This window comes from Streptomyces sp. NPDC054956, from assembly GCF_053609185.1.
The window spans coordinates 1-17,822 of sequence record NZ_JBSGXB010000144.1 but is presented as its reverse complement, the minus strand read 5'-3'; the positions used below and the strand labels follow the sequence as shown (position 1 = coordinate 17,822).

The following is a 17,822-nucleotide window of genomic DNA, read 5'->3' as shown; positions in this document are numbered from 1 at the left end:
GGTGTTCCCGGCGGGCCTTCCGCGCTGCGTGGAGCGGGGGAGCCTCAGTTCTCCAGGAACGCCACCATCGTGTTGGCCAGCAGGTACGGGTCGTCCGCGCCGCACAGTTCGCGGGCGCTGTGCATCGACAGGATGGCCACGCCGATGTCGACGGTCTGGATTCCGTGGCGGGCGGCGGTGATCGGGCCGATCGTCGTGCCGCACGGCATCGAGTTGTTGGAGACGAAGGTCTGCCACGGCACGCCGGCCCGCTCGCAGGCGTTCACGAACACCGCGCGTCCGCTGCCGTCCGTCGCGTAGCGCTGGTTGACGTTGACCTTGAGGATCGGGCCGCCGTTGGCGCGCGGGTGGTGCGAGGGGTCGTGCCGCTCCGCGTAGTTGGGGTGCACGGCGTGGCCGGTGTCCGAGGAGAGGCAGATGGCGCCGGCGAAGGCCCGCGCGCGGTCCTCGTAGGTGCCGCCGCGCGAGAAGACTGAACGTTCCAGCACGTTGCCCAGCAGGGGGCCGTCCGCGCCGGTGTCCGACTGGGAGCCGTTCTCCTCGTGGTCGAAGGCGGCCAGTACGGGGATGTGGTCGAGCTTGTCGGCGGTGGAGACCGCCGCCAGCGCGGCGACGCCGGCGTGCACGGACAGCAGGTTGTCCATGCGCGGCCCGGCCAGCAGCTCGCGGTCGCGGCCCAGGTAGGCGGGCGGCTCGATCGAATGGACCATCAGGTCCCAGCCGGCCACGGAGCCGCGCTCGAGGCCCTCCTCGTCCTCGAGGAAGGCGATCAGGTCGCCCTCGTGGACCTCGCCCAGGCCCCAGATCGGCTGCATGTGGCGCTGCTTGTCGAGCTTGAGCCCGTCGGTGTTCACCGACCGGTCCAGGTGCACGGCGAGTTGGGGTACGCGCATCAGCGCACGGTCGATGTTGACGAGCCGTTCGGTGCCGTCGAGCAGGGTCAACCGCCCGGCCAGGCCCAGGTCCCGGTCGAGCCAGGTGTTGAGCAGGGTGCCGCCGTAGATCTCCACGGCGATCTGCCGCCAGCCCTGCGAGCCGGTGTCGGGCAGCGGCTTGACGCGCAGGTTCGGGGAGTCGGTGTGCGCGCCGACGATCCGGAACGGGGTGTGTGCGGACGCGCCTTCGGGCACGTACCAGGCGATGATCGCGCCGCCGCGGAGTACGAACTTGCCCCCGGTGCTCGCGTCCCAGGCGTCCGTTTCGGCCAACTGCCTGAATCCGGCCTTCTCCAGCCGCTCGGCCGCGTTGGCCACGGCGTGGTACTGCGACGGACTCGCCGTCAGGAAGGCCATCAGGTCGTCGGTGTGGCCGCGGTCGAAGCGGGCGGCGGGAGAGCTCATGTGGTTCACCTTAACGACGGTCGTGTTCGTCATGGCCGGACTGCGGCGGATAGCCGAAGCAAGGGACCGCGAGGGCTGTGGCCCGGGCCCCGGGGGTTAACCGGCCCCGGGGAAGTGGGCGCGTCCGCGCCCCGCTGCCCCGGGGCCGCTTCGTCAGCCCGGCGGACGCTCGAAGCGACGCTGCAGCTGTCTGCGCTCGCCCCGGCGGATGCGCGGGAGCATCTCCGGGGTCTGCGCGGAGCGCTGTGCGCGTCTTTTGCGTCCGGCGCAGAAGATACAGGCCTCACCGGGTGGCGCGTCGGGATCGATGGGTGCCCCGGGGTGCTCGGAGCAGCCCGAGGCGTTGCGCGGTCGCGAGAGTTCGCGGGCCACGATGAAGGCGCGGTGCAGGTCGTCGGCCATCGCGACGAAGTCCTCGGGGGGCGAGGACAGGCTCAAGTGGAACCGCCGGTCCTCGACCGTGCGCAGGCAGGCGTGCAGCGCCTGGAGCGTGTACGGGGGCTCCGGTACGGGGTATCCGAGCCGGCGCTGTTCCCCGGCGGGCGGGGCGGCGGCGGCCGCCCGGGCGCCCTGGGCGCGCAGGCCGAGGCGCCGGCGGTCGTTGCAGATCAGGCAGCGGCCCCAGCCGTCGGGCGCCTCGGGGTCGAGGGCGCCGTTGGGGTGCTCCGGACAGCCGGTGTAGCTCTTGGCGGGCGCGAGCCCGGCGGCGGTCTGGAAGGCGGTGTACAGGGCGTCGGCGACGGACTCGTACTCGGTGGGGTGCGCCCCCTCGTAGAGCTCCTTGAGGTGGTCGCCGAGGCTGCCCACGGCGGACTGCAGCTCCTTGAGGGCGTAAGGGCGCCCGGTCGGGACGGAGTACCCCCTGCTGCCGCGCTGCTGCTCCTGTGGACTCATACCCACGAGCGTCCCACGAAGCACCGACAACCCGGGAAACCCGCAGACCACAGGCGGTACGGGGCCCTGCCGACGGCTCGGGCGGCGACCCGGGCCCCGGCACCGCCCCCGGTCCGCGCGCACGCCGACGGCCGGGCCCCCGTGCGGAGGACCCGGCCGTCTGCGCGTACGTACACCGCGTACAGCTGTGGGATGGGGGGACGGGGCTTAGAAGGCGGCCTCGTCGAGCTCCATCAGGGTGTTGTCGACGCTCTCGGCGAGCGCGCGGGCGACCGAGACGCCGGGCAGGATCTGGGAGGCGAAGAACTTCGCCGCCGCGATCTTGCCGGTGTAGAACGCCACGTCCTTGGCGGAGGCGGTCGGCAGCTTCTCGGCGGCCACGGCCGCGCCCTTGAGCAGCAGGTATCCGACGACCACGTCGCCCGAGGCCATCAGCAGGCGGGTGGTGTTCTGGCCGACCTTGTAGATGTTCTTGACGTCCTCGCCGGTGGCGGTGAGGTCGACGATCATCTGGCCGACGATGGCCTCCAGGTCGACGGCCGCCTTGGCGAGCGCGTCGCGGGCCGGGGCGAGGTCCTCGCCGCCGACGGCCTCGGCCAGGAACTTCTTGATCGTCTCGGAGAGGACGTTCAGCGAAGCACCCTGGTCGCGGACGATCTTCCGGAAGAAGAAGTCCTGGCCCTGGATGGCCGTGGTGCCCTCGTAGAGGGTGTCGATCTTGGCGTCGCGGATGTACTGCTCGATCGGGTATTCCTGGAGGTAACCGGAACCGCCGAAGGTCTGCAGGGACTGCGCGAGCTGCTCGTAGGACTTCTCCGAGCCGTAGCCCTTCACGATCGGCAGGAGCAGGTCGTTGAGGCCGACGAGGGCGGAGGTGTCCTCGCCCGCGGCCTGCTTGACCTGGATCTCGTCCTGGATGGACGCGGTGTACAGCACCAGGGCGCGCATGCCCTCGGCGTACGCCTTCTGCGTCATCAGCGAGCGGCGCACGTCGGGGTGGTGCGTGATGGTGACCTTGGGGGCCGTCTTGTCCATGAAGTTGGCCAGATCCGGGCCCTGCACGCGCTCCTTGGCGTACTCCAGCGCGTTCAGGTAGCCGGTGGAGAGCGTCGCGATGGCCTTCGTGCCGACCATCATGCGGGCGAACTCGATGATCATGAACATCTGGCGGATGCCGTCGTGCTTGTCACCGATCAGCCAGCCCTTGGCGGGGTGCTGGTCGCCGAAGGTCATCTCGCACGTGTTGGAGGCCTTGAGGCCCATCTTGTGCTCGACGTTCGTCGCGTAGACGCCGTTGCGCTCGCCCAGCTCGCCGGTCTCCCAGTCGAAGTGGAACTTCGGGACGAGGAAGAGCGAGAGCCCCTTCGTGCCCGGGCCGTGGCCCTCGGGGCGCGCGAGGACGTAGTGGAGGATGTTCTCCTCCATGTCGTGCTCGCCGGAGGTGATGAAGCGCTTCACGCCCTCGATGTGCCAGGAGCCGTCGTCCTGCTGGACGGCCTTGGTGCGGCCGGCGCCGACGTCCGAGCCGGCGTCCGGCTCGGTGAGGACCATGGTGGAGCCCCAGCGCTTCTCGACCGCGAGCGCGGCGATCTTCTTCTGTACCTCGTTGCCCTCTTCGAAGAGGACGCCGGCGAACGCCGGGCCGGAGGAGTACATCCAGACGGCCGGGTTCGCGCCCAGGATCGTCTCGGCGAAGGCCCAGATGAGCGAGCGGGGCGAGGTGGTGCCGCCGATCTCCTCGGGCAGGCCCAGGCGCCAGTACTCGGAGTCCATGAAGGCCTTGTAGCTCTTCTTGAAGGACGCCGGGACGGGGGCGGTGTTCGTCGTCGGGTCGAAGACCGGCGGGTTGCGGTCGGCGTCCTCGAAGGAGGCGGCCAGCTCGTTCTCGGAGAGCTTGGTGATCTCGCTGAGGATCGTCTTGGCGGTCTCGGTGTCCATCTCACCGAACGGCCCGGTGCCGTACACGTTGTCGCGGCCGAGCACCTCGAAGAGGTTGAACTCGATGTCGCGGAGATTCGACTTGTAGTGCCCCATGGCGACGGCTCCGTTAAGGCTCGGTGAGAGTGGTTCCTCGTACATACCAATCGGTAACGTAATGATGCTACCCGCCGGTAATAAGGGCAACCCTTCCGTGGGGGATGTGACCAGGGTCAAGTTCGCACCAGACCGTTTTGGTGCCGGGGCCCTGGGTGACTCCCCACCGCTGGGCGAGGGCATCGAGCAGGGCGAGCCCCCGCCCGGACTCCTCGTTTCCCTTCGCGTGCCGCAGTACGGGCCCTGCGCGCGGGTCGGGGTCGGTGAGCTCGACCCGCGTACGGGCTGCCCTTCCGGTGACCCGCAGCGTGACGGGCGTGCCCTCGCCGAGGTGGAGCAGGGCGTTGGTGAGCAGCTCGCTCACGCAGAGCTCGACGTCGTGGCTCCCCAGGTGCTCCCGGACGGCGTGGCGGGCCAGGGGGACGGCTCCGGGGGTGGCCAGCAGCCGGAGCGTGAGGTCGTTCACCGGTCGGCCAGGGCGTCGGCGAGGCGCTGCGCGGTGGCGGCGTTGCAGTTGCCGAGGGCGATGAGGGGGGTCGTGGCGTACCGCCCGGCGTAGGAGAGGAGGTGGAGGTCGAGGGAGGGGAGGACGATCCCGTGCGATGCGAGTGCCTCTCGGAGCCGGTCGAGGGCGTCGGTGGCTTCGCGGTCGTGGGGGTGGTCGCTCATGGCGGGCCTTTCGCGGTGGGGACTGTGTGTGACGAACTCCTCACAGGCTGGCGTGGTCCGGCGTAGCGTGGGAAGGGTTTCGGGTTGCGCGGGGCAAGTGGCAAATGGCGGTGGTGGGTTGTGCCTGCTCGTAAGGACACGGACGCGTCGGCGAACGTGCCGTCCTTCTACGGCGCCGAGCTGCGCTACAGGCGGGAGGCCGCTGGGCTCACGCTGGAACAGCTGGCGGAGGGCAGCTTCCGGGGAGTTCCGTTCCTGAGCCAGATCGAGCGCGGCGAGCGGCGCATGCCGGCGGACCTGGCACAGCACGTGGACGCGAAGCTGGGTACGGACGGCTTTTTCGCGCGCCGCTGTGAAGATGCGCGCAGGGCGAAGCAGTCCGGGCACGCGGAGTACTTCGCGGATGTGGCGGAGATGGAGCCGTTCGCGGAGACCATCGAGGAATGGGCGCCGATGCTCGTTCCGGGGCTGCTCCAGACGCCCGACTATGCGCGGGCGATCAGCCGAGCCGCGATGCCCCGCACGACCGACGCGGCGATCGAGAAGCTGGTCGTCGCCCGGATGGGGCGCGCCAAGCTCTTCGACAAGGAGTGCCCACCCGAGTTCTGGGCGATCCTGGACGAGTCGGTGATCCGCCGCCCGGTCCTGCCCGCGAGCCAGATGGCTGAGCTCCTGGAGCACATCGCGGCCGTGTTCCGCCGGACGCGGTCCATTCTGCAAGTCGTCCCGCAAACGGCCGCCGCTCACTCCCTCATGATGGGAATGGCCAAGTTGATGACCTTCGCGGACGCGCCACCCGTGGTCTACGTGGAGAGCCTGCACAGCGGGCAACTCATCGACTTTCCGGCCCTCGTGAAGGAGTACCGCAGGTCTTACGATCTGCTGAGGGCTGCCGCTTTGCCGCCGGAGGCGTCCCTGGACCTTCTCGATGCTGCGGCAGAGGACTACCGAAATGGCAAGCACCGGATTTGACTTGAGCGCCGCTACTTGGCGCAAGAGCAGCTACAGCAACGGCACGGGCGGGGATTGCGTGGAGGTTGCGGAGGGCTTCCTGGGAGCGGCCAGCTGGCGCAAGAGCAGCTACAGCAATGGCGACGGCGGCAACTGCGTCGAGGTGGCGGAGGCCTTCCGCGGTGCTGCCCGCTGGCGCAAGAGCAGCCACAGCAACGGCGATGGCGGCGACTGCGTCGAAGTGGCCGACGGGTTCGTCGGGATCGTCCCCGTCCGGGATTCCAAGGTCGACAACGGGCCTGTCCTGGTGGTCTCGGCTGCGGCGTGGGCGGGCTTCGTCGACGGGCTGAAGCACCCCTGACCGGAACTCGACGCACCGGCGGGCCACGCCATCGGTAGGCTTCGGCCCATGTACGGCTATGACCAGAACGTGAGCGCGGGGCAGCAGGGCTACGCCCAGCCCCAGCAGGGCTACGCGCAGCAGCAGCCGCCGCTGTACCCCGAGCCCTCGCCGCCGTCCCTCGCGGACGCGGTGCGCGCCTTCACGACCGGGTCGCTGTCCGCCGAGGACTTCCAGCAGATCTTCGCGACCTCGAAGGTCTACTGCCCGCGCGGCGAGACCCCGGGCTTCCTGGCGCTGCACAACACGCAGCAGCCGGTCATCCCCATGTTCACCACGCTCAAGGAGCTCCGCCGGTACGCCGGCAAGGAGTCCAAGTACTTCGTGATCACCGGTGCCGAGGTGATCGACCTGCTGCCCACGGGCTACGGCTTCGTCCTCGACATGGAGGGTGATCACCGGATGGTCTTCGACGCGAAGGCCGTCGAGCAGATGGTGGACTACGCGATGCGCCGCATGTACGGCTAGGCATCACGCCGTAGCCACACGGACGGGTCGGCGTCGACGCCGGGTCCGTGCCGGGCCGGGCGGGCCGGCCCGGGGGAGCTCTGCCGGGGGGCGGACCATGCTCAGAGTGCACTTCGAGGCCGAGGACCTCCTCAACGTCACCTTCGCGAGCGAGCCGCTGCCGCTGGTGGAGCTGGCCCTGGCGCTCGTCGCCACGCAGCGCACGGACGAGCAGGCGGTTTTCGGCCGCTGGCGCAGCCTCGCCGCCCGTGAGCTGCCGGGCCGGGTGCGCCCGCTGTTCGACCTGCTGCGCCCCGACGGCGACAACCCGCACTTCGTGGAGCCGTACGCGCGGAGCCTGGAGGAGGGCCTGGTCGTCATCCGGGACCGGGCGCCCTTCCTGACCCCCGAGGGCCTGACCCGCGCCGCCACCCGCGCCCCCGGCTCCCCGGCCTGGCTGCGCGCCCTGTGGGGGCTCGACCGGGAGGCCTGGGACCAGCTGGACTGCGCGATCCGGTCCGCGTACGACGTGCTCATCGCCCCGCACTGGCCGCGGATCCGGCAGTCCTTCCAGGCGGACGTCGCCTGGCGGACCCGGCTCCTGGCCGCCCACGGGATCAAGGCCTGCCTGGCCAGTACCCACCAGGCGGCGGACTGGTCGGGCCTCGTCTTCGAGGTGGACCGGCCGCCGGACTACGAGGTGAGGCTGGGCGGGCGCGGCCTGGTCCTGATGCCCTCGCCGTTCTGGACGGGCCGGCCGCTGCTGGACGACCACCCGGACGGGACGTACGTACTCCTCTACCCGGCGCTGACCCCGCTGCCGCTGGTGTCCCCGGAGCGGGCGGAAGGCGCGCTGGACGCGCTGCTCGGGCGGACGCGGGCGGCCGTGCTGCAACTCCTGATCGAGCAGCGCACCACGTCCGAGCTGGCCCGGGACCTCGACATCAGCCTGCCCTCGGTCTCCGAGCACACCCGCACCCTGCGCGCGGCCGGGCTGATCACCACGGCCCGCGACGGCAAGGCGGTCCTCCACTCGGCGACCGCCCTGGGCGTGGACCTCCTCCACAGCGGCGGCTGAGCTTTCGGCGGTGGCCGAAAGGATCGCGGCGGCGTCGGCCGCGGCCGAAAGTGGGTGTCGCGGGGGGACGCCCGCCCTTACTGACGGGGGAGAGTGCCATGTCGCGCACGTCGTTACGAACGAAGCTCCTGGCGATGGCGGCCACGGGGGTGATGGCGTTGGGTACGGGGGTCCTGACGGCATCGCCGGCGTCGGCCTTGGACCAATGCCCGGACGGTTACGCCTGCATCTACTGGGGCGCCACCGCGGACAGCGGGATCCGCAACTGGTACTACAAGTACGGCGCCCACAGGATCTACTCCTACACCGGCAGACACCTGGTCGAGAACAACCAGACCGACGGGTGGAAGATCTGGCTGTGCCGGAACACCAACGGCACCAACTGTGACTTCGCGGTGTATCAGGACCACACGGCGGTGGTCGACATGACCCCGTTCAACTCGGTCTCGCTCGAGCCGTAGGCCCCGCGCCCCGGCCCGGAAGGATCACGGCGGCGGCCGTGACTCCCGGGCATCGGTCTGTGGGGGGACGCACGGGGGTCCCCCACAGCCCCACTCGCTCTCGATCCCGATCCCGACCTGAGGAGACAGTGATGACTCGTACGACCTCCGTCACCCGCAAGGGGCTCCGCGCGAAGGCGGCCGCCGTGCTGGCCACCGTGGCCCTGGCCGTGGGCGTGGGCGCCCTCGCGGCGGCCCCGGCCGAGGCCGCCACGGCCCACGTGTGCCGCTACGCCGACCCGGCCTGCACCGGCTGATCCACAGGCGCATGCTGAACCTGGGACCCCGGGGGAATTCCCCCGGGGTCCCTTCTGTTCTGGCGGGTGGCAGAAAGTTCGGGTTTCAACTAAACTCGACGCCAGAAGGAGGTTCCGACCATGCCTGCAGTGACTGTGGAGAACCCGTTGACGCTCCCGCGCGTCGCGGAGCCCGCCCCGGAGACGACCGCCCGGAAGGTGCTGGCCGTCACGACCGCTCCCGGTGGTTTCGAGGGCGAGGGATTCCCGGTACGTCGCGCGTTCGCCGGGATCAACTACCCGTACCTCGACCCGTTCATCATGATGGACCAGATGGGCGAGGTGGAGTACGCGCCGGGCGAGCCCAAGGGCACCCCCTGGCACCCCCACCGCGGCTTCGAGACCGTCACCTACCTGATCGACGGAACCTTCGTCCACCAGGACAGCAACGGCGGCGGCGGAGTCATCAACGGCGGCGACACCCAGTGGATGACGGCGGGCAGCGGCCTGTTGCACATCGAGGCCCCGCCGGAGTCCCTCGTCGTGTCCGGCGGGCTCTTCCACGGCCTCCAGCTGTGGGTGAACCTCCCCGCCTCCGACAAGATGATGCCCCCGCGCTACCAGGACATCGGCGGCGGCCAGGTCCAGCTGCTCTCCACCCCGGACGGCGGCGGCCTGCTCCGCGTCATCGCCGGTGAGCTGGACGGCCACCAGGGCCCCGGCATCACCCACACCCCGATCACGATGATCCACGCGACGGTGACCCCCGGCGCGCAGATCACCCTCCCGTGGCGCGAGGACTTCAACGCCCTGGCGTACGTACTGGCGGGGCGCGGCTCGGTCGGCGAGGACCGGCGGCCGATCCACACCGGGCAGACCGCGGTCTTCGGCGAGGGCGGCTCGCTGACCCTGCGGGCGGACGAGTCCCAGGACTCCAACGCCCCGGACCTGGAGATCGTGCTGCTCGGCGGGCGTCCGATCCGGGAGCCGATGGCGCACTACGGGCCGTTCGTCATGAACAGCCAGCACGAACTGCAGCAGGCGTTCGACGACTTCCAGGCCGGACGGCTGGGGCGCATCCCCACCACGGCGCGCACCGGCCTCGGCCACCGCGGCACCGGCGAGGCGTCGGAGGACTGACCCGCCCCGCATGACCCGGCAGGGTGGACTGACCGGTCCGGTACGGACTTCCCGGGCCGGACGGCCGACCGGCCCGGAGGAAAGACCGGGCCGGACCGGGCGTTCACGCGCCGACCGCAGCCCCGGCCACGCAAAGGGCGGTGGCGGTCAGGCCGCGTGCTGTGCGGAAAAGGTGTTGAGCAGTGCGGCACCGCGTTCGGCGTCGTCGACGCTCACCGCGAACTCGACGCCTCGGCGGGGGTGGATGACCAGGCATTCGCCCGCACGGAGCATGACGGTCGTGCCCAGCCCGCTGAGGCGGTAGCCCCAGCCGCCGACCTGCGCGGGGGTGCGAACCTCCACCCGGGCCGAGTCGATGTCCTGCGCCGGCCAGCTTCGCCGCGGCCAGCCGAGCGGACCGAAGGCCACCTCCAGGCCGGAGTCCGTCACGCGTGCCTGCACGGACGCGCAGAAGAGCACCAGGACGGAGGCGATGGCGAACGGTGCGATCAGCATCCACTCCAGGCCGATCAGGCCGCATGCGGCCGCCAGTGCGCCGGCCACGGCCACCAGGCCGGTGAGGGCGGCGGTCAGGTGGAGCCAGGGGTTGGCGGTGCGGGAGAGCCAGACGAAGCGTTCCCCCGCGGGAATCTCCATCAGCTCGCCGGCCGCGGCCCGGTCCGCCGGAAGGGTGTGGGCCCCGCGCCGCCCGGCCAGCCATCCGAGCAGCCCCGCGGTGACCGCGGCCACGGCGGTGATGGCGACCCCGGTACCCACCGACCCGGCGTCCCGCCAGTCGGCCCGGTCCAGATTGGCGCGCACGATCGAAGCCTGTACGCCGGCCAGGAACACTCCGCCCGACAGCAGTGCGGCGGCGGCCCAGGTCCGCGCGGGAGCCCCGTCACGCCGGCCCGCGAAGGCGAGGGAGGCCGCCAGGGCCGCCCACAGGAGGGCGGGAAACAGGGCCGCCGCCCACAGGGGCATCGAGCCGTCGGGGGCGGCGCCGTCCCAGTGGGTGGCGAGGCGTTCCGGCAGCCGACTGCTCGCGGCGGGCGGAAGGGCGCCCAGCGCGGCGAGTACGCCCACCACCCAGATCGCGGCGCCCCACCGGGGGCCCGTCCTCCGCTTCGTGTTCGTCCGGACGGTCACGACAGCCCCCTGATCAGGTCGATGAGATCGCTCCTGCTGTACCCCAGACGGGCCGCGTCGGCGACCAGCCGGCGGGCTCGGACGAGCAGTTCGGACCGCTGGTCCGCGCCCTCGGCGACAGTGACCCCGCGGCCGCGCCGGAACTCCAGCACCCCTTCGTCCCGGAGGGCGCGCAAGCCCCGTAGGACCGTGTTGGCGTTCACGCCCAGCGCCAGGGAGAGATCGCGAGCCGGCGGGAGCCGGTCGCCGGGCGCGCACTCGCCTTCGGCGATGGCGCGCCGGATCGCCCCCGCCACCTGCTCGTGGAGCGGGCGGCTGTCCGTGGTGTCCAGTCTCAGCAGCATGATGCTAATGAAGGTAGCACCATTGCTGCCATTGATCGTGTCAGGCGACTTCCGCGGCGGGACCGCCGTCCCCGCGCAGGTTGCGCAGCTTGTCGGGGTTGACCTGGAAGCGCAGGTTGCGCAGGCGGCCGTCTTCCAGGTCGAAGGTGAGCACGCCCATGGGCACGCCCTCCAGGAGGTACAGGAGGCCGAGTTCGCCGTTGAAGACGGCCGTGGTGAGGGTGGCGGCCGCCGTCTCGGCCTTGGCGTGGACGCGCAGCAGCCAGCGGGCGACCTCGGTGGTGCCCCGCAGCGGGCGGCGCGGGGCGACGACCTTGCCCCCGCCGTCCGACCACGCGGTCACCTCGGGGGCGAGCAGCTCCATCACGGCGTTCAGATCGCCGCCGGCGCAGGCGCTCATGAAGTGCGCGGTGACCTCCGCGCGCCGGGCGGCATCGGTGTCGAAGCGCGGGCGCCGGGCCTGTACGTGGCTGCGCGCCCGGCGCGAGATCTGCCGGACCGTGGCCTCCGGGCGGTCCAGGAACCCGGCGATCTCCACCTGCGAGTAGCCGAACACCTCGTGCAGCACGAACACCGCGCGCTCCACGGGGGAGAGGGTCTCCAGTACGACCAGCATCGCCGTCGAGACGCTCTCGGCCAGCTCGCTCCCCTCGGCGACGTCGGGCGCGGCGGGCAGCGGCTCGGGCAGCCACGGCCCGATGTACTCCTCGCGCGTGGCCCGGGCCGAGGTCAGCCGGTTCAGGGACAGGTTGGTCACCGTCCGGACCAGGTAGGCCTTGGGGTGGCGCACCCCGGAGCGGTCCGCCTTGTTCCAGGTCAGCCAGGCGTCCTGGACCATGTCCTCCGCGTCGGTGACCGTCCCCAGCATCCGGTAGGCGGTGGCGAACAGCAGCCGCCGGTGCTCGGTGAAGGGGTCCTGGCCGGTGAGGGGGTCCTGTCCGGTCGGGGGCTCCTGCTCCTGCTTCTGCTCCGACTCGCTCTTGATCGTCATTGGCATATCGTCCCAAAACCAGGCACGTTCGCACCTGCTCCGGACTGTTCCCGCCAGTTTTGGCCCGTTCCGGTCCGCTCCAGTCTCTGGTCCGGATCCGTTCCGCCGTCAGCCGGCCATCGCCGCGAGGCCGTCGGCGCAGCCCGCGTACCGCGGGGTCCAGCCGAGGTCCGTCCGGGCCTTGGCATTGGACAGCCGCATGCTGGTGGTGAACATCTTGTACGCGTACGGCATCGGCCGCGTCAGCCAGGCCGGCATGCTCCTCGGCCGGGGGGCGCCGTACGCCGCGGCGACCGCGTTCATGTGCGCGCCGAAGCCCGTCGGGGTGTCGTCCACGATGTTGTAGGCCTGCCCCGGCCGGCCGCCCTCGACCGCCAGCGCGACCGCGCGGGCCGCGTCCCGCAGCTGGACCCACGGCAGCACCCGGCCCCCGTCGGCGACCGCCGGGAGCTTCCGCTTGCGCAGCGGCTCCACCAGGGCCTCGGTGCCGCCGGGTCCGTAGAACAGGCCGAACCGCAGCGCGATGCCCTCGATCCCGTCGGCCTCCAGCATCAGCCGCTCCTTGGTCCGCATGGCGTCCACGTGCCGCTGGGACGGGGCGTCCAGGCCGGTCGGCCCGAAGACGTCCTCCTCCGTGACCGGGCGGTCCCCGAAGTCCCGGTACCCGTAGCCGAACGCCATCGACTCGGCGATCATCCGCCGCGCCCCGACCGCCCGCGCCGCCTCGACCAGGTGGGCGGTCCCCGTGACCCGCAGCGCGTCGGTCCCGGCCATGTCCCGGTGCATCATCGGGGGCTTGCGCAGCGCCGTCGCCGCGTGCACGACGGTGTCGGCCTCCAGCCCGGCCACGGCCCGCAGCAGTCCCTCCCGGTCCATCAGGTCCGCGACCACGTCGTTCCCGGCGCCCCGCCCCAGGGTCAGGACGGTGTGGCCCGCCGCGGTGAGCTCCTCGGCGATGTGGCGCCCGAAGACCCCGCTCGCCCCTGCCAGCAGCACGCTCTTGGTGTGAGTCATGCCCATGGGACAAACGGGCCGCCGAGAACGTGACACCCGGCGGAATGTGATCCGGGTCACACGGGCTGGGTCCCGGCCCCCGCCCCGTACCTGGTCCGCAGCTCGGACAGGACCCCGAAGGCGGCCGCGGTCAGCGGTACGGCCAGCAGCATCCCAAGGATGCCGGCGACGCTCGCCCCGGCCGTGATCGCCGGCATGACCACCGCCGGATGCATCTGCACGGTCCGGCTCTGGATCATCGGCTGCAGGACGTGCCCCTCCAGCACCTGCACGGCCAGCACCCCGCCGGTGCAGGGGCCCCAGGAGCCAGGGGCCGGGGCCCGGCCGCGCCCCGCCGGTGGGGCGGGCTACGCCTCGGGGGCGCCCGCGCCGGCGTCGGCGTGGTCGTGCGCGGGGGCCTCGTCCGTGCCGTCCGGCTTGGACTGCTCGTGGAGTTCGAACCAGGTGGACTTGCCCTCGCCGCGCGGGTCCACGCCCCACAGGTCCGCCAGCATCTCCAGCAGCAGGACGCCCCGCCCGCTCGACGCCATCTCCCCCGGGTGACGCTTGTGCGGCAGCTCGTCGGAGGCGTCCGCCACCTCCACCCGCAGCCGGCGCGAGCCGAGCTCGCCCACCGCCTCCGCCATCAGCAGGGCGTCCCCGTCCGTGTGGACCAGTACGTTCGTCACCATCTCGGAGACCATCAGCACCGCCGAGTCGACCTGCTCGGCGTCCGCCCAGTCGTGCAGCAGCTCCCGGATCTGCTGGCGCACCCCCGCGACCCGCTCCGGCTCCGCCTGCGCGACCGTGAGCATCGTGCGCCGGCTCCGCCGGGAGGGGTGCAGCAGCGGGCTCTCGCAGCCGCAGCCCGCGCCCTCGCGGCACAGCAGGACCACGGCTATGTCGTCCTCGCGCCGGTCGGCCAGCGGTCCGGTGGTGTGGTGCGAGGACGGGCCGTGCACCGCCTGGACCAGCAGGTCCGCCAGCCTTTCGAGGTGCCGGGGCTCCAGGTGGCCGGGGTCCAGGCCCTCCGGGTCGTGCGTGTCGGACTCCAGGATCGCCCGCAGCCGCGCCCAGCCCGTGTCGAGGTCGTGCCCGCCCGTCTCGATGAGCCCGTCGGTGCACAGCATCATCGTCTCGCCGGGCTCCAGGGTGAAGCTCGTCGTCGGATAGTCGGTGTCCGGCACGATGCCGAGCGGCAGCCCGCCCGCCGTCGGCCGCATCAGGACCGTGCCGTCGGCCATCCGGATCGCCGGGTCGGGGTGCCCGGCGCGGGCCACCTCCAGCAGGCCGGTCTGCGGATCGCACTCCACGTACAGGCAGGTCGCGAAGCGCGGACTCTGGAAGTCGGCGTCCGAGTCCGAGTCCGGGCCGGTGCCCGTGCCCGTGTCGGTATCGGTGTACCGCTCCGAGCACAGCCCCGCGAGGAACCGCGAGGCGCGCGAGAGCACCGCGTCGGGCCGGTGGCCCTCGGAGGCGTACGCGCGCACAGCGATCCGCAGCTGGCCCATGAGCCCGGCCGCCCGGACGTCGTGGCCCTGGACGTCGCCGATGACCAGCGCGAACCGTCCCGACGGCAGCGGGATCATGTCGTACCAGTCGCCGCCGACCTGGAGCCCGCCGCCGGTCGGCACGTACCGCGCCGCTATCTGCATGCCGGGGATCTCCGGGCCGAGCTGGGGCATCATCGACCGCTGCAGGCCGGTGGTGAGTTCCCGCTCGGATTCGGCCACCCCGGCGCGCTGCAGGGCCTGCGCGAGCATCCGGGCCACGGTGGTCAGGACGGACCGCTCGTCGGGGGAGAAGGACACCGGGTGCTTGAACGCGGCCATCCAGGCGCCCATGGTCCGCCCGGCGACGACCAGCGGCAGGAAGGCCCAGGAGATCCGGCCGAAGCGCTGCGCGAGCGGCCAGGTGGCCGGGAAGCGCCGTTTGTAGTCCTCGGGGCTGGGGAGGTAGATCGCCCGCCCGGTACGGACGACCTCCGCGGCCGGATAGTCGGTCTCCAGGGGCATGTCCGCGAAGGGCCCCTCGTCCCCGGGGTCGTGCCCGTGGTGCCCGATGATCGACAGCCGGGTGCCGGCCACCCCGAAGACGGCCAGCCCGTCGGGGATGAAACCGGGCATGGACAGCGAGGCCGCCACCCGCAGCACCTCGGCGGTGGAGCGCGCCTCGGCCAGGGCCCGTCCGGCGTCGAGCAGGAACGCCTCGCGCGAGCGGCGCCAGTCGCCGGTGATCGGGGTGTGCACGGCCGTGGTGCCGGGCTGGGCCTCGGCGATCTCCTGGATGGTGCCGATCAGCTCGTAGTCGAGGCGGCCGTCGTCGGTGCGGTTCTCCAGCGGCTTCGAGCGGCTCCGTACGGTGCGCAGTACGCGCCCGTCCTCGTCCATGATCCGCAGCCGGGCCTCGGCGAGGGTGCCCTCGGCGACCGCGAGGTTCACGATGCCGTTGATCTCGTTCCAGTCCACCGGGTGGAAGCGGGAGCGCACGGCGACCTCGGACAGCACGGCGGGCTCGGCGGGCAGCCCGAGCAGCCGGGCGGCCTCGCTGTCGAGGGTGACCGTCCCGGAGGCGTTGTCCCATCGCCACAATCCGGTCGCGATGGCGGCCAGGACGTCCTCTGTGCGCACCCGGTCATCTTTACAGGTCATACGCCTGACGTGCCTGTTCACCACTCCCTCGCGGGGACCCGTGCGCGGACCCCCACGGGCACGCCCGCACGGGCTCCCGTCCCGGACGGTAACCTTGGGACGGTTGAATCCACCCTGGTATCGCGTAGAACTGGATGACTGATGCATCGGTACAGGTCCCACACGTGCGGCGAGCTTCGTGCCTCCGACGTCGCCTCCGACGTCCGGCTGAGCGGCTGGCTGCACAATCGTCGAGACCTGGGCGGCATCCTCTTCATCGATCTGCGTGACCACTACGGCATCACGCAGCTCGTCGCCCGTCCCGGTACGGCCGCCAACGAGGCGCTCAGCAGCGTCACGAAGGAGACCGTCGTCCGCATCGACGGCAAGGTCGTCTCCCGCGGCGCCGACAACGTGAACCCGGAGCTCGCCACCGGCGACATCGAGGTCGAGGTCACCTCGGTCGAGGTGCTCGGCGCGGCCGCCCCGCTGCCCTTCACCATCAACACCGACGACGGTGTGAACGAGGAGCGGCGCCTGGAGTACCGCTTCCTCGACCTGCGCCGCGAGCGCATGCACCGCAACATCATGCTGCGCTCGGCCGTCATCGCCTCCATCCGCTCCAAGATGGTGGCCCTCGGCTTCAACGAGATGGCGACCCCGATCCTCACCGCGACCTCCCCCGAGGGCGCCCGTGACTTCGTCGTCCCGTCCCGCCTGAACCCGGGCAAGTTCTACGCGCTCCCGCAGGCGCCGCAGCAGTTCAAGCAGCTGCTGATGATCTCCGGCTTCGACCGGTACTTCCAGATCGCGCCCTGCTTCCGCGACGAGGACGCCCGCGCCGACCGTTCGCCGGGCGAGTTCTACCAGCTCGACGTCGAGATGTCCTTCGTCGAGCAGGAGGACGTCTTCCAGCCCATCGAGCGGCTGATGACGGAGATCTTCACCGAGTTCGGCAAGGGCCGCGAGGTCACCTCCCCCTTCCCGCGGATCCCGTTCCGCGAGTCGATGCTGAAGTACGGCAACGACAAGCCCGACCTGCGTTCCAAGCTGGAGCTCGTCGACATCACCGACGTGTTCGAGGGCTCGGAGTTCAAGGCGTTCGCCGGCAAGCACGTGCGCGCCCTGGCCGTCCCGGACACCGCCGCCCAGCCGCGCAAGTTCTTCGACGGCCTCGGCGAGTACGCGATCTCGCTGGGCGCCAAGGGCCTGGCCTGGGTCCGCGTGGGCGAGGACGGCGCGCTGACCGGCCCGATCGCCAAGTTCCTCACCGAGGAGAACGTCAAGGTCCTCACCGAGCGCCTGGGTCTGGCCGCCGGCCACGCCGTGTTCTTCGGTGCGGGCGAGTTCGCCGAGGTCTCCAAGATCATGGCGGGCGTCCGCGTCGAGGCCGCCAAGCGCGCCGGCCAGTTCGAGGAGGACGTCTTCCGGTTCTGCTGGATCGTCGACTTCCCGATGTTCGAGGCGGACGAGGAGACCGGCAAGATCGACTTCTCCCACAACCCGTTCTCCATGCCGCAGGGCGGCATGAAGGACCTGGAGGAGAAGGACCCGCTCGACATCCTGGCGTGGCAGTACGACATCGTCTGCAACGGCATCGAGCTGTCCTCCGGCGCCATCCGCAACCACGAGCCCGAGGTCATGCTGAAGGCCTTCGAGATCGCCGGTTACGAGGCCGAGACCGTCGAGCGCGAGTTCGCGGGCATGCTGCGTGCCTTCCGCCTCGGCGCCCCGCCGCACGGTGGCATCGCCCCCGGCGTCGACCGCATCGTCATGCTGCTGGCCGACGAGCCGAACATCCGCGAGACCATCGCCTTCCCGCTGAACGGCAACGCGCAGGACCTGATGATGGGTGCTCCCACCATCCTGGAGGAGTCCCGCCTGCGCGAGCTGAACATCGCGCTGCGCAAGCCGGTGGAGACCAAGTCCACGGAGCCGGTCGAGAAGGCCGTCAAGCCGCACCAGTAGGCCGCGCGGCGCGGCCGGCAAGGCCGCGCGCGCGTCAGGTGGACAGACCGAAGGGCCCGGGTTCCGTACGGAACCCGGG

The 17,822-nt window shown here is 71.4% G+C and carries 18 protein-coding genes and 2 pseudogenes; 9 read left to right on the top strand and 11 right to left on the bottom strand.

Annotated elements, in window-relative coordinates:
• Positions 1 to 44: 44 nt before the first annotated feature.
• From ACWGDE_RS22150 to ACWGDE_RS22130, 5 genes are all read right to left on the bottom strand, one after another.
• Complete coding sequence (locus tag ACWGDE_RS22150) at positions 45 to 1,340, bottom strand: M18 family aminopeptidase (RefSeq protein ID WP_453390724.1); 1,296 nt, start codon at positions 1,338 to 1,340, stop codon at positions 45 to 47.
• A gap of 153 nt (positions 1,341 to 1,493) precedes the next feature.
• Positions 1,494 to 2,234, bottom strand: coding sequence for a hypothetical protein (locus ACWGDE_RS22145; protein ID WP_453390723.1), 741 nt, complete (start codon positions 2,232 to 2,234; stop codon positions 1,494 to 1,496).
• Between the two features lie 207 nt (positions 2,235 to 2,441).
• Positions 2,442 to 4,268 (bottom strand): acyl-CoA dehydrogenase, encoded by a 1,827-nt coding sequence (locus ACWGDE_RS22140; RefSeq protein WP_453390722.1) that lies wholly within the window; start codon positions 4,266 to 4,268, stop codon positions 2,442 to 2,444.
• 67 nt (positions 4,269 to 4,335) lie between these two features.
• Positions 4,336 to 4,734, bottom strand: a complete 399-nt coding sequence (locus ACWGDE_RS22135) for an ATP-binding protein (protein ID WP_453390721.1) — start codon at positions 4,732 to 4,734, stop codon at positions 4,336 to 4,338.
• The gene (locus ACWGDE_RS22130) at positions 4,731 to 4,937 is read right to left on the bottom strand and encodes a hypothetical protein (protein ID WP_453390720.1); all 207 of its coding nucleotides are present in this window, start codon (positions 4,935 to 4,937) and stop codon (positions 4,731 to 4,733) included. The genes ACWGDE_RS22135 and ACWGDE_RS22130 overlap by 4 nt, the downstream gene beginning before the upstream one ends.
• 120 nt (positions 4,938 to 5,057) lie before the next feature.
• Between ACWGDE_RS22130 and ACWGDE_RS22125 the strand changes: the two genes are divergently transcribed.
• From ACWGDE_RS22125 to ACWGDE_RS22090, 8 genes and pseudogenes are all read left to right on the top strand, one after another.
• Positions 5,058 to 5,909 (top strand): helix-turn-helix domain-containing protein, encoded by an 852-nt coding sequence (locus ACWGDE_RS22125; protein ID WP_453390719.1) that lies wholly within the window; start codon positions 5,058 to 5,060, stop codon positions 5,907 to 5,909.
• Positions 5,866 to 5,955: pseudogene (locus ACWGDE_RS22120) on the top strand (hypothetical protein); the annotation flags it as partial. The gene ACWGDE_RS22125 and the pseudogene ACWGDE_RS22120, both read left to right, overlap by 44 nt.
• A gap of 33 nt (positions 5,956 to 5,988) precedes the next feature.
• Positions 5,989 to 6,249 (top strand): DUF397 domain-containing protein, encoded by a 261-nt coding sequence (locus ACWGDE_RS22115; RefSeq protein ID WP_453390725.1) that lies wholly within the window; start codon positions 5,989 to 5,991, stop codon positions 6,247 to 6,249.
• A gap of 48 nt (positions 6,250 to 6,297) precedes the next feature.
• Positions 6,298 to 6,756: an SseB family protein gene (locus ACWGDE_RS22110; RefSeq protein ID WP_453390718.1), complete on the top strand. Its 459-nt coding sequence runs from the start codon at positions 6,298 to 6,300 to the stop codon at positions 6,754 to 6,756.
• Positions 6,757 to 6,853: 97 nt separating this feature from the next.
• Positions 6,854 to 7,813 carry a helix-turn-helix domain-containing protein gene (locus tag ACWGDE_RS22105; RefSeq protein WP_453390717.1) on the top strand — a complete coding sequence of 320 codons (960 nt, stop codon included), beginning with the start codon at positions 6,854 to 6,856 and terminating at the stop codon, positions 7,811 to 7,813.
• Between the two features lie 98 nt (positions 7,814 to 7,911).
• Positions 7,912 to 8,274, top strand: a complete 363-nt coding sequence (locus ACWGDE_RS22100) for a hypothetical protein (protein WP_453390716.1) — start codon at positions 7,912 to 7,914, stop codon at positions 8,272 to 8,274.
• 131 nt (positions 8,275 to 8,405) lie between these two features.
• Positions 8,406 to 8,570, top strand: coding sequence for a hypothetical protein (locus tag ACWGDE_RS22095; protein WP_453390715.1), 165 nt, complete (start codon positions 8,406 to 8,408; stop codon positions 8,568 to 8,570).
• A gap of 120 nt (positions 8,571 to 8,690) precedes the next feature.
• Entirely contained in the window at positions 8,691 to 9,689 is a 999-nt protein-coding gene (locus ACWGDE_RS22090; RefSeq protein ID WP_453390714.1) for a pirin family protein, read from the top strand.
• Between the two features lie 147 nt (positions 9,690 to 9,836).
• Here the strand turns inward: ACWGDE_RS22090 and ACWGDE_RS22085 are convergent, their stop codons facing one another.
• The 6 genes and pseudogenes from ACWGDE_RS22085 to ACWGDE_RS22060 all read right to left on the bottom strand — a co-directional run bounded on the left by ACWGDE_RS22085 (position 9,837) and on the right by ACWGDE_RS22060 (position 15,775).
• Positions 9,837 to 10,817 carry a DUF1648 domain-containing protein gene (locus tag ACWGDE_RS22085; protein ID WP_453390713.1) on the bottom strand — a complete coding sequence of 327 codons (981 nt, stop codon included), beginning with the start codon at positions 10,815 to 10,817 and terminating at the stop codon, positions 9,837 to 9,839.
• On the bottom strand, positions 10,814 to 11,161 hold the full coding sequence (locus tag ACWGDE_RS22080) for a GntR family transcriptional regulator (RefSeq protein ID WP_453390712.1): 348 nt from the start codon (positions 11,159 to 11,161) through the stop codon (positions 10,814 to 10,816). The genes ACWGDE_RS22085 and ACWGDE_RS22080 overlap by 4 nt, the downstream gene beginning before the upstream one ends.
• 40 nt (positions 11,162 to 11,201) lie before the next feature.
• Complete coding sequence (locus ACWGDE_RS22075; RefSeq protein ID WP_453390711.1) at positions 11,202 to 12,152, bottom strand: RNA polymerase sigma-70 factor; 951 nt, start codon at positions 12,150 to 12,152, stop codon at positions 11,202 to 11,204.
• 108 nt (positions 12,153 to 12,260) lie between these two features.
• Positions 12,261 to 13,166 (bottom strand): NAD-dependent epimerase/dehydratase family protein, encoded by a 906-nt coding sequence (locus ACWGDE_RS22070; RefSeq protein ID WP_453390710.1) that lies wholly within the window; start codon positions 13,164 to 13,166, stop codon positions 12,261 to 12,263.
• 56 nt (positions 13,167 to 13,222) lie between these two features.
• Positions 13,223 to 13,453: pseudogene (locus ACWGDE_RS22065) on the bottom strand (AI-2E family transporter); the annotation flags it as partial.
• A 60-nt stretch (positions 13,454 to 13,513) separates the two neighbouring features.
• Positions 13,514 to 15,775, bottom strand: coding sequence for a SpoIIE family protein phosphatase (locus ACWGDE_RS22060; protein ID WP_453390709.1), 2,262 nt, complete (start codon positions 15,773 to 15,775; stop codon positions 13,514 to 13,516).
• A 162-nt stretch (positions 15,776 to 15,937) separates the two neighbouring features.
• Between ACWGDE_RS22060 and aspS the strand changes: the two genes are divergently transcribed.
• Positions 15,938 to 17,743: an aspartate--tRNA ligase gene (aspS, locus tag ACWGDE_RS22055; protein ID WP_453390708.1), complete on the top strand. Its 1,806-nt coding sequence runs from the start codon at positions 15,938 to 15,940 to the stop codon at positions 17,741 to 17,743.
• Positions 17,744 to 17,822 lie beyond the last annotated feature (79 nt).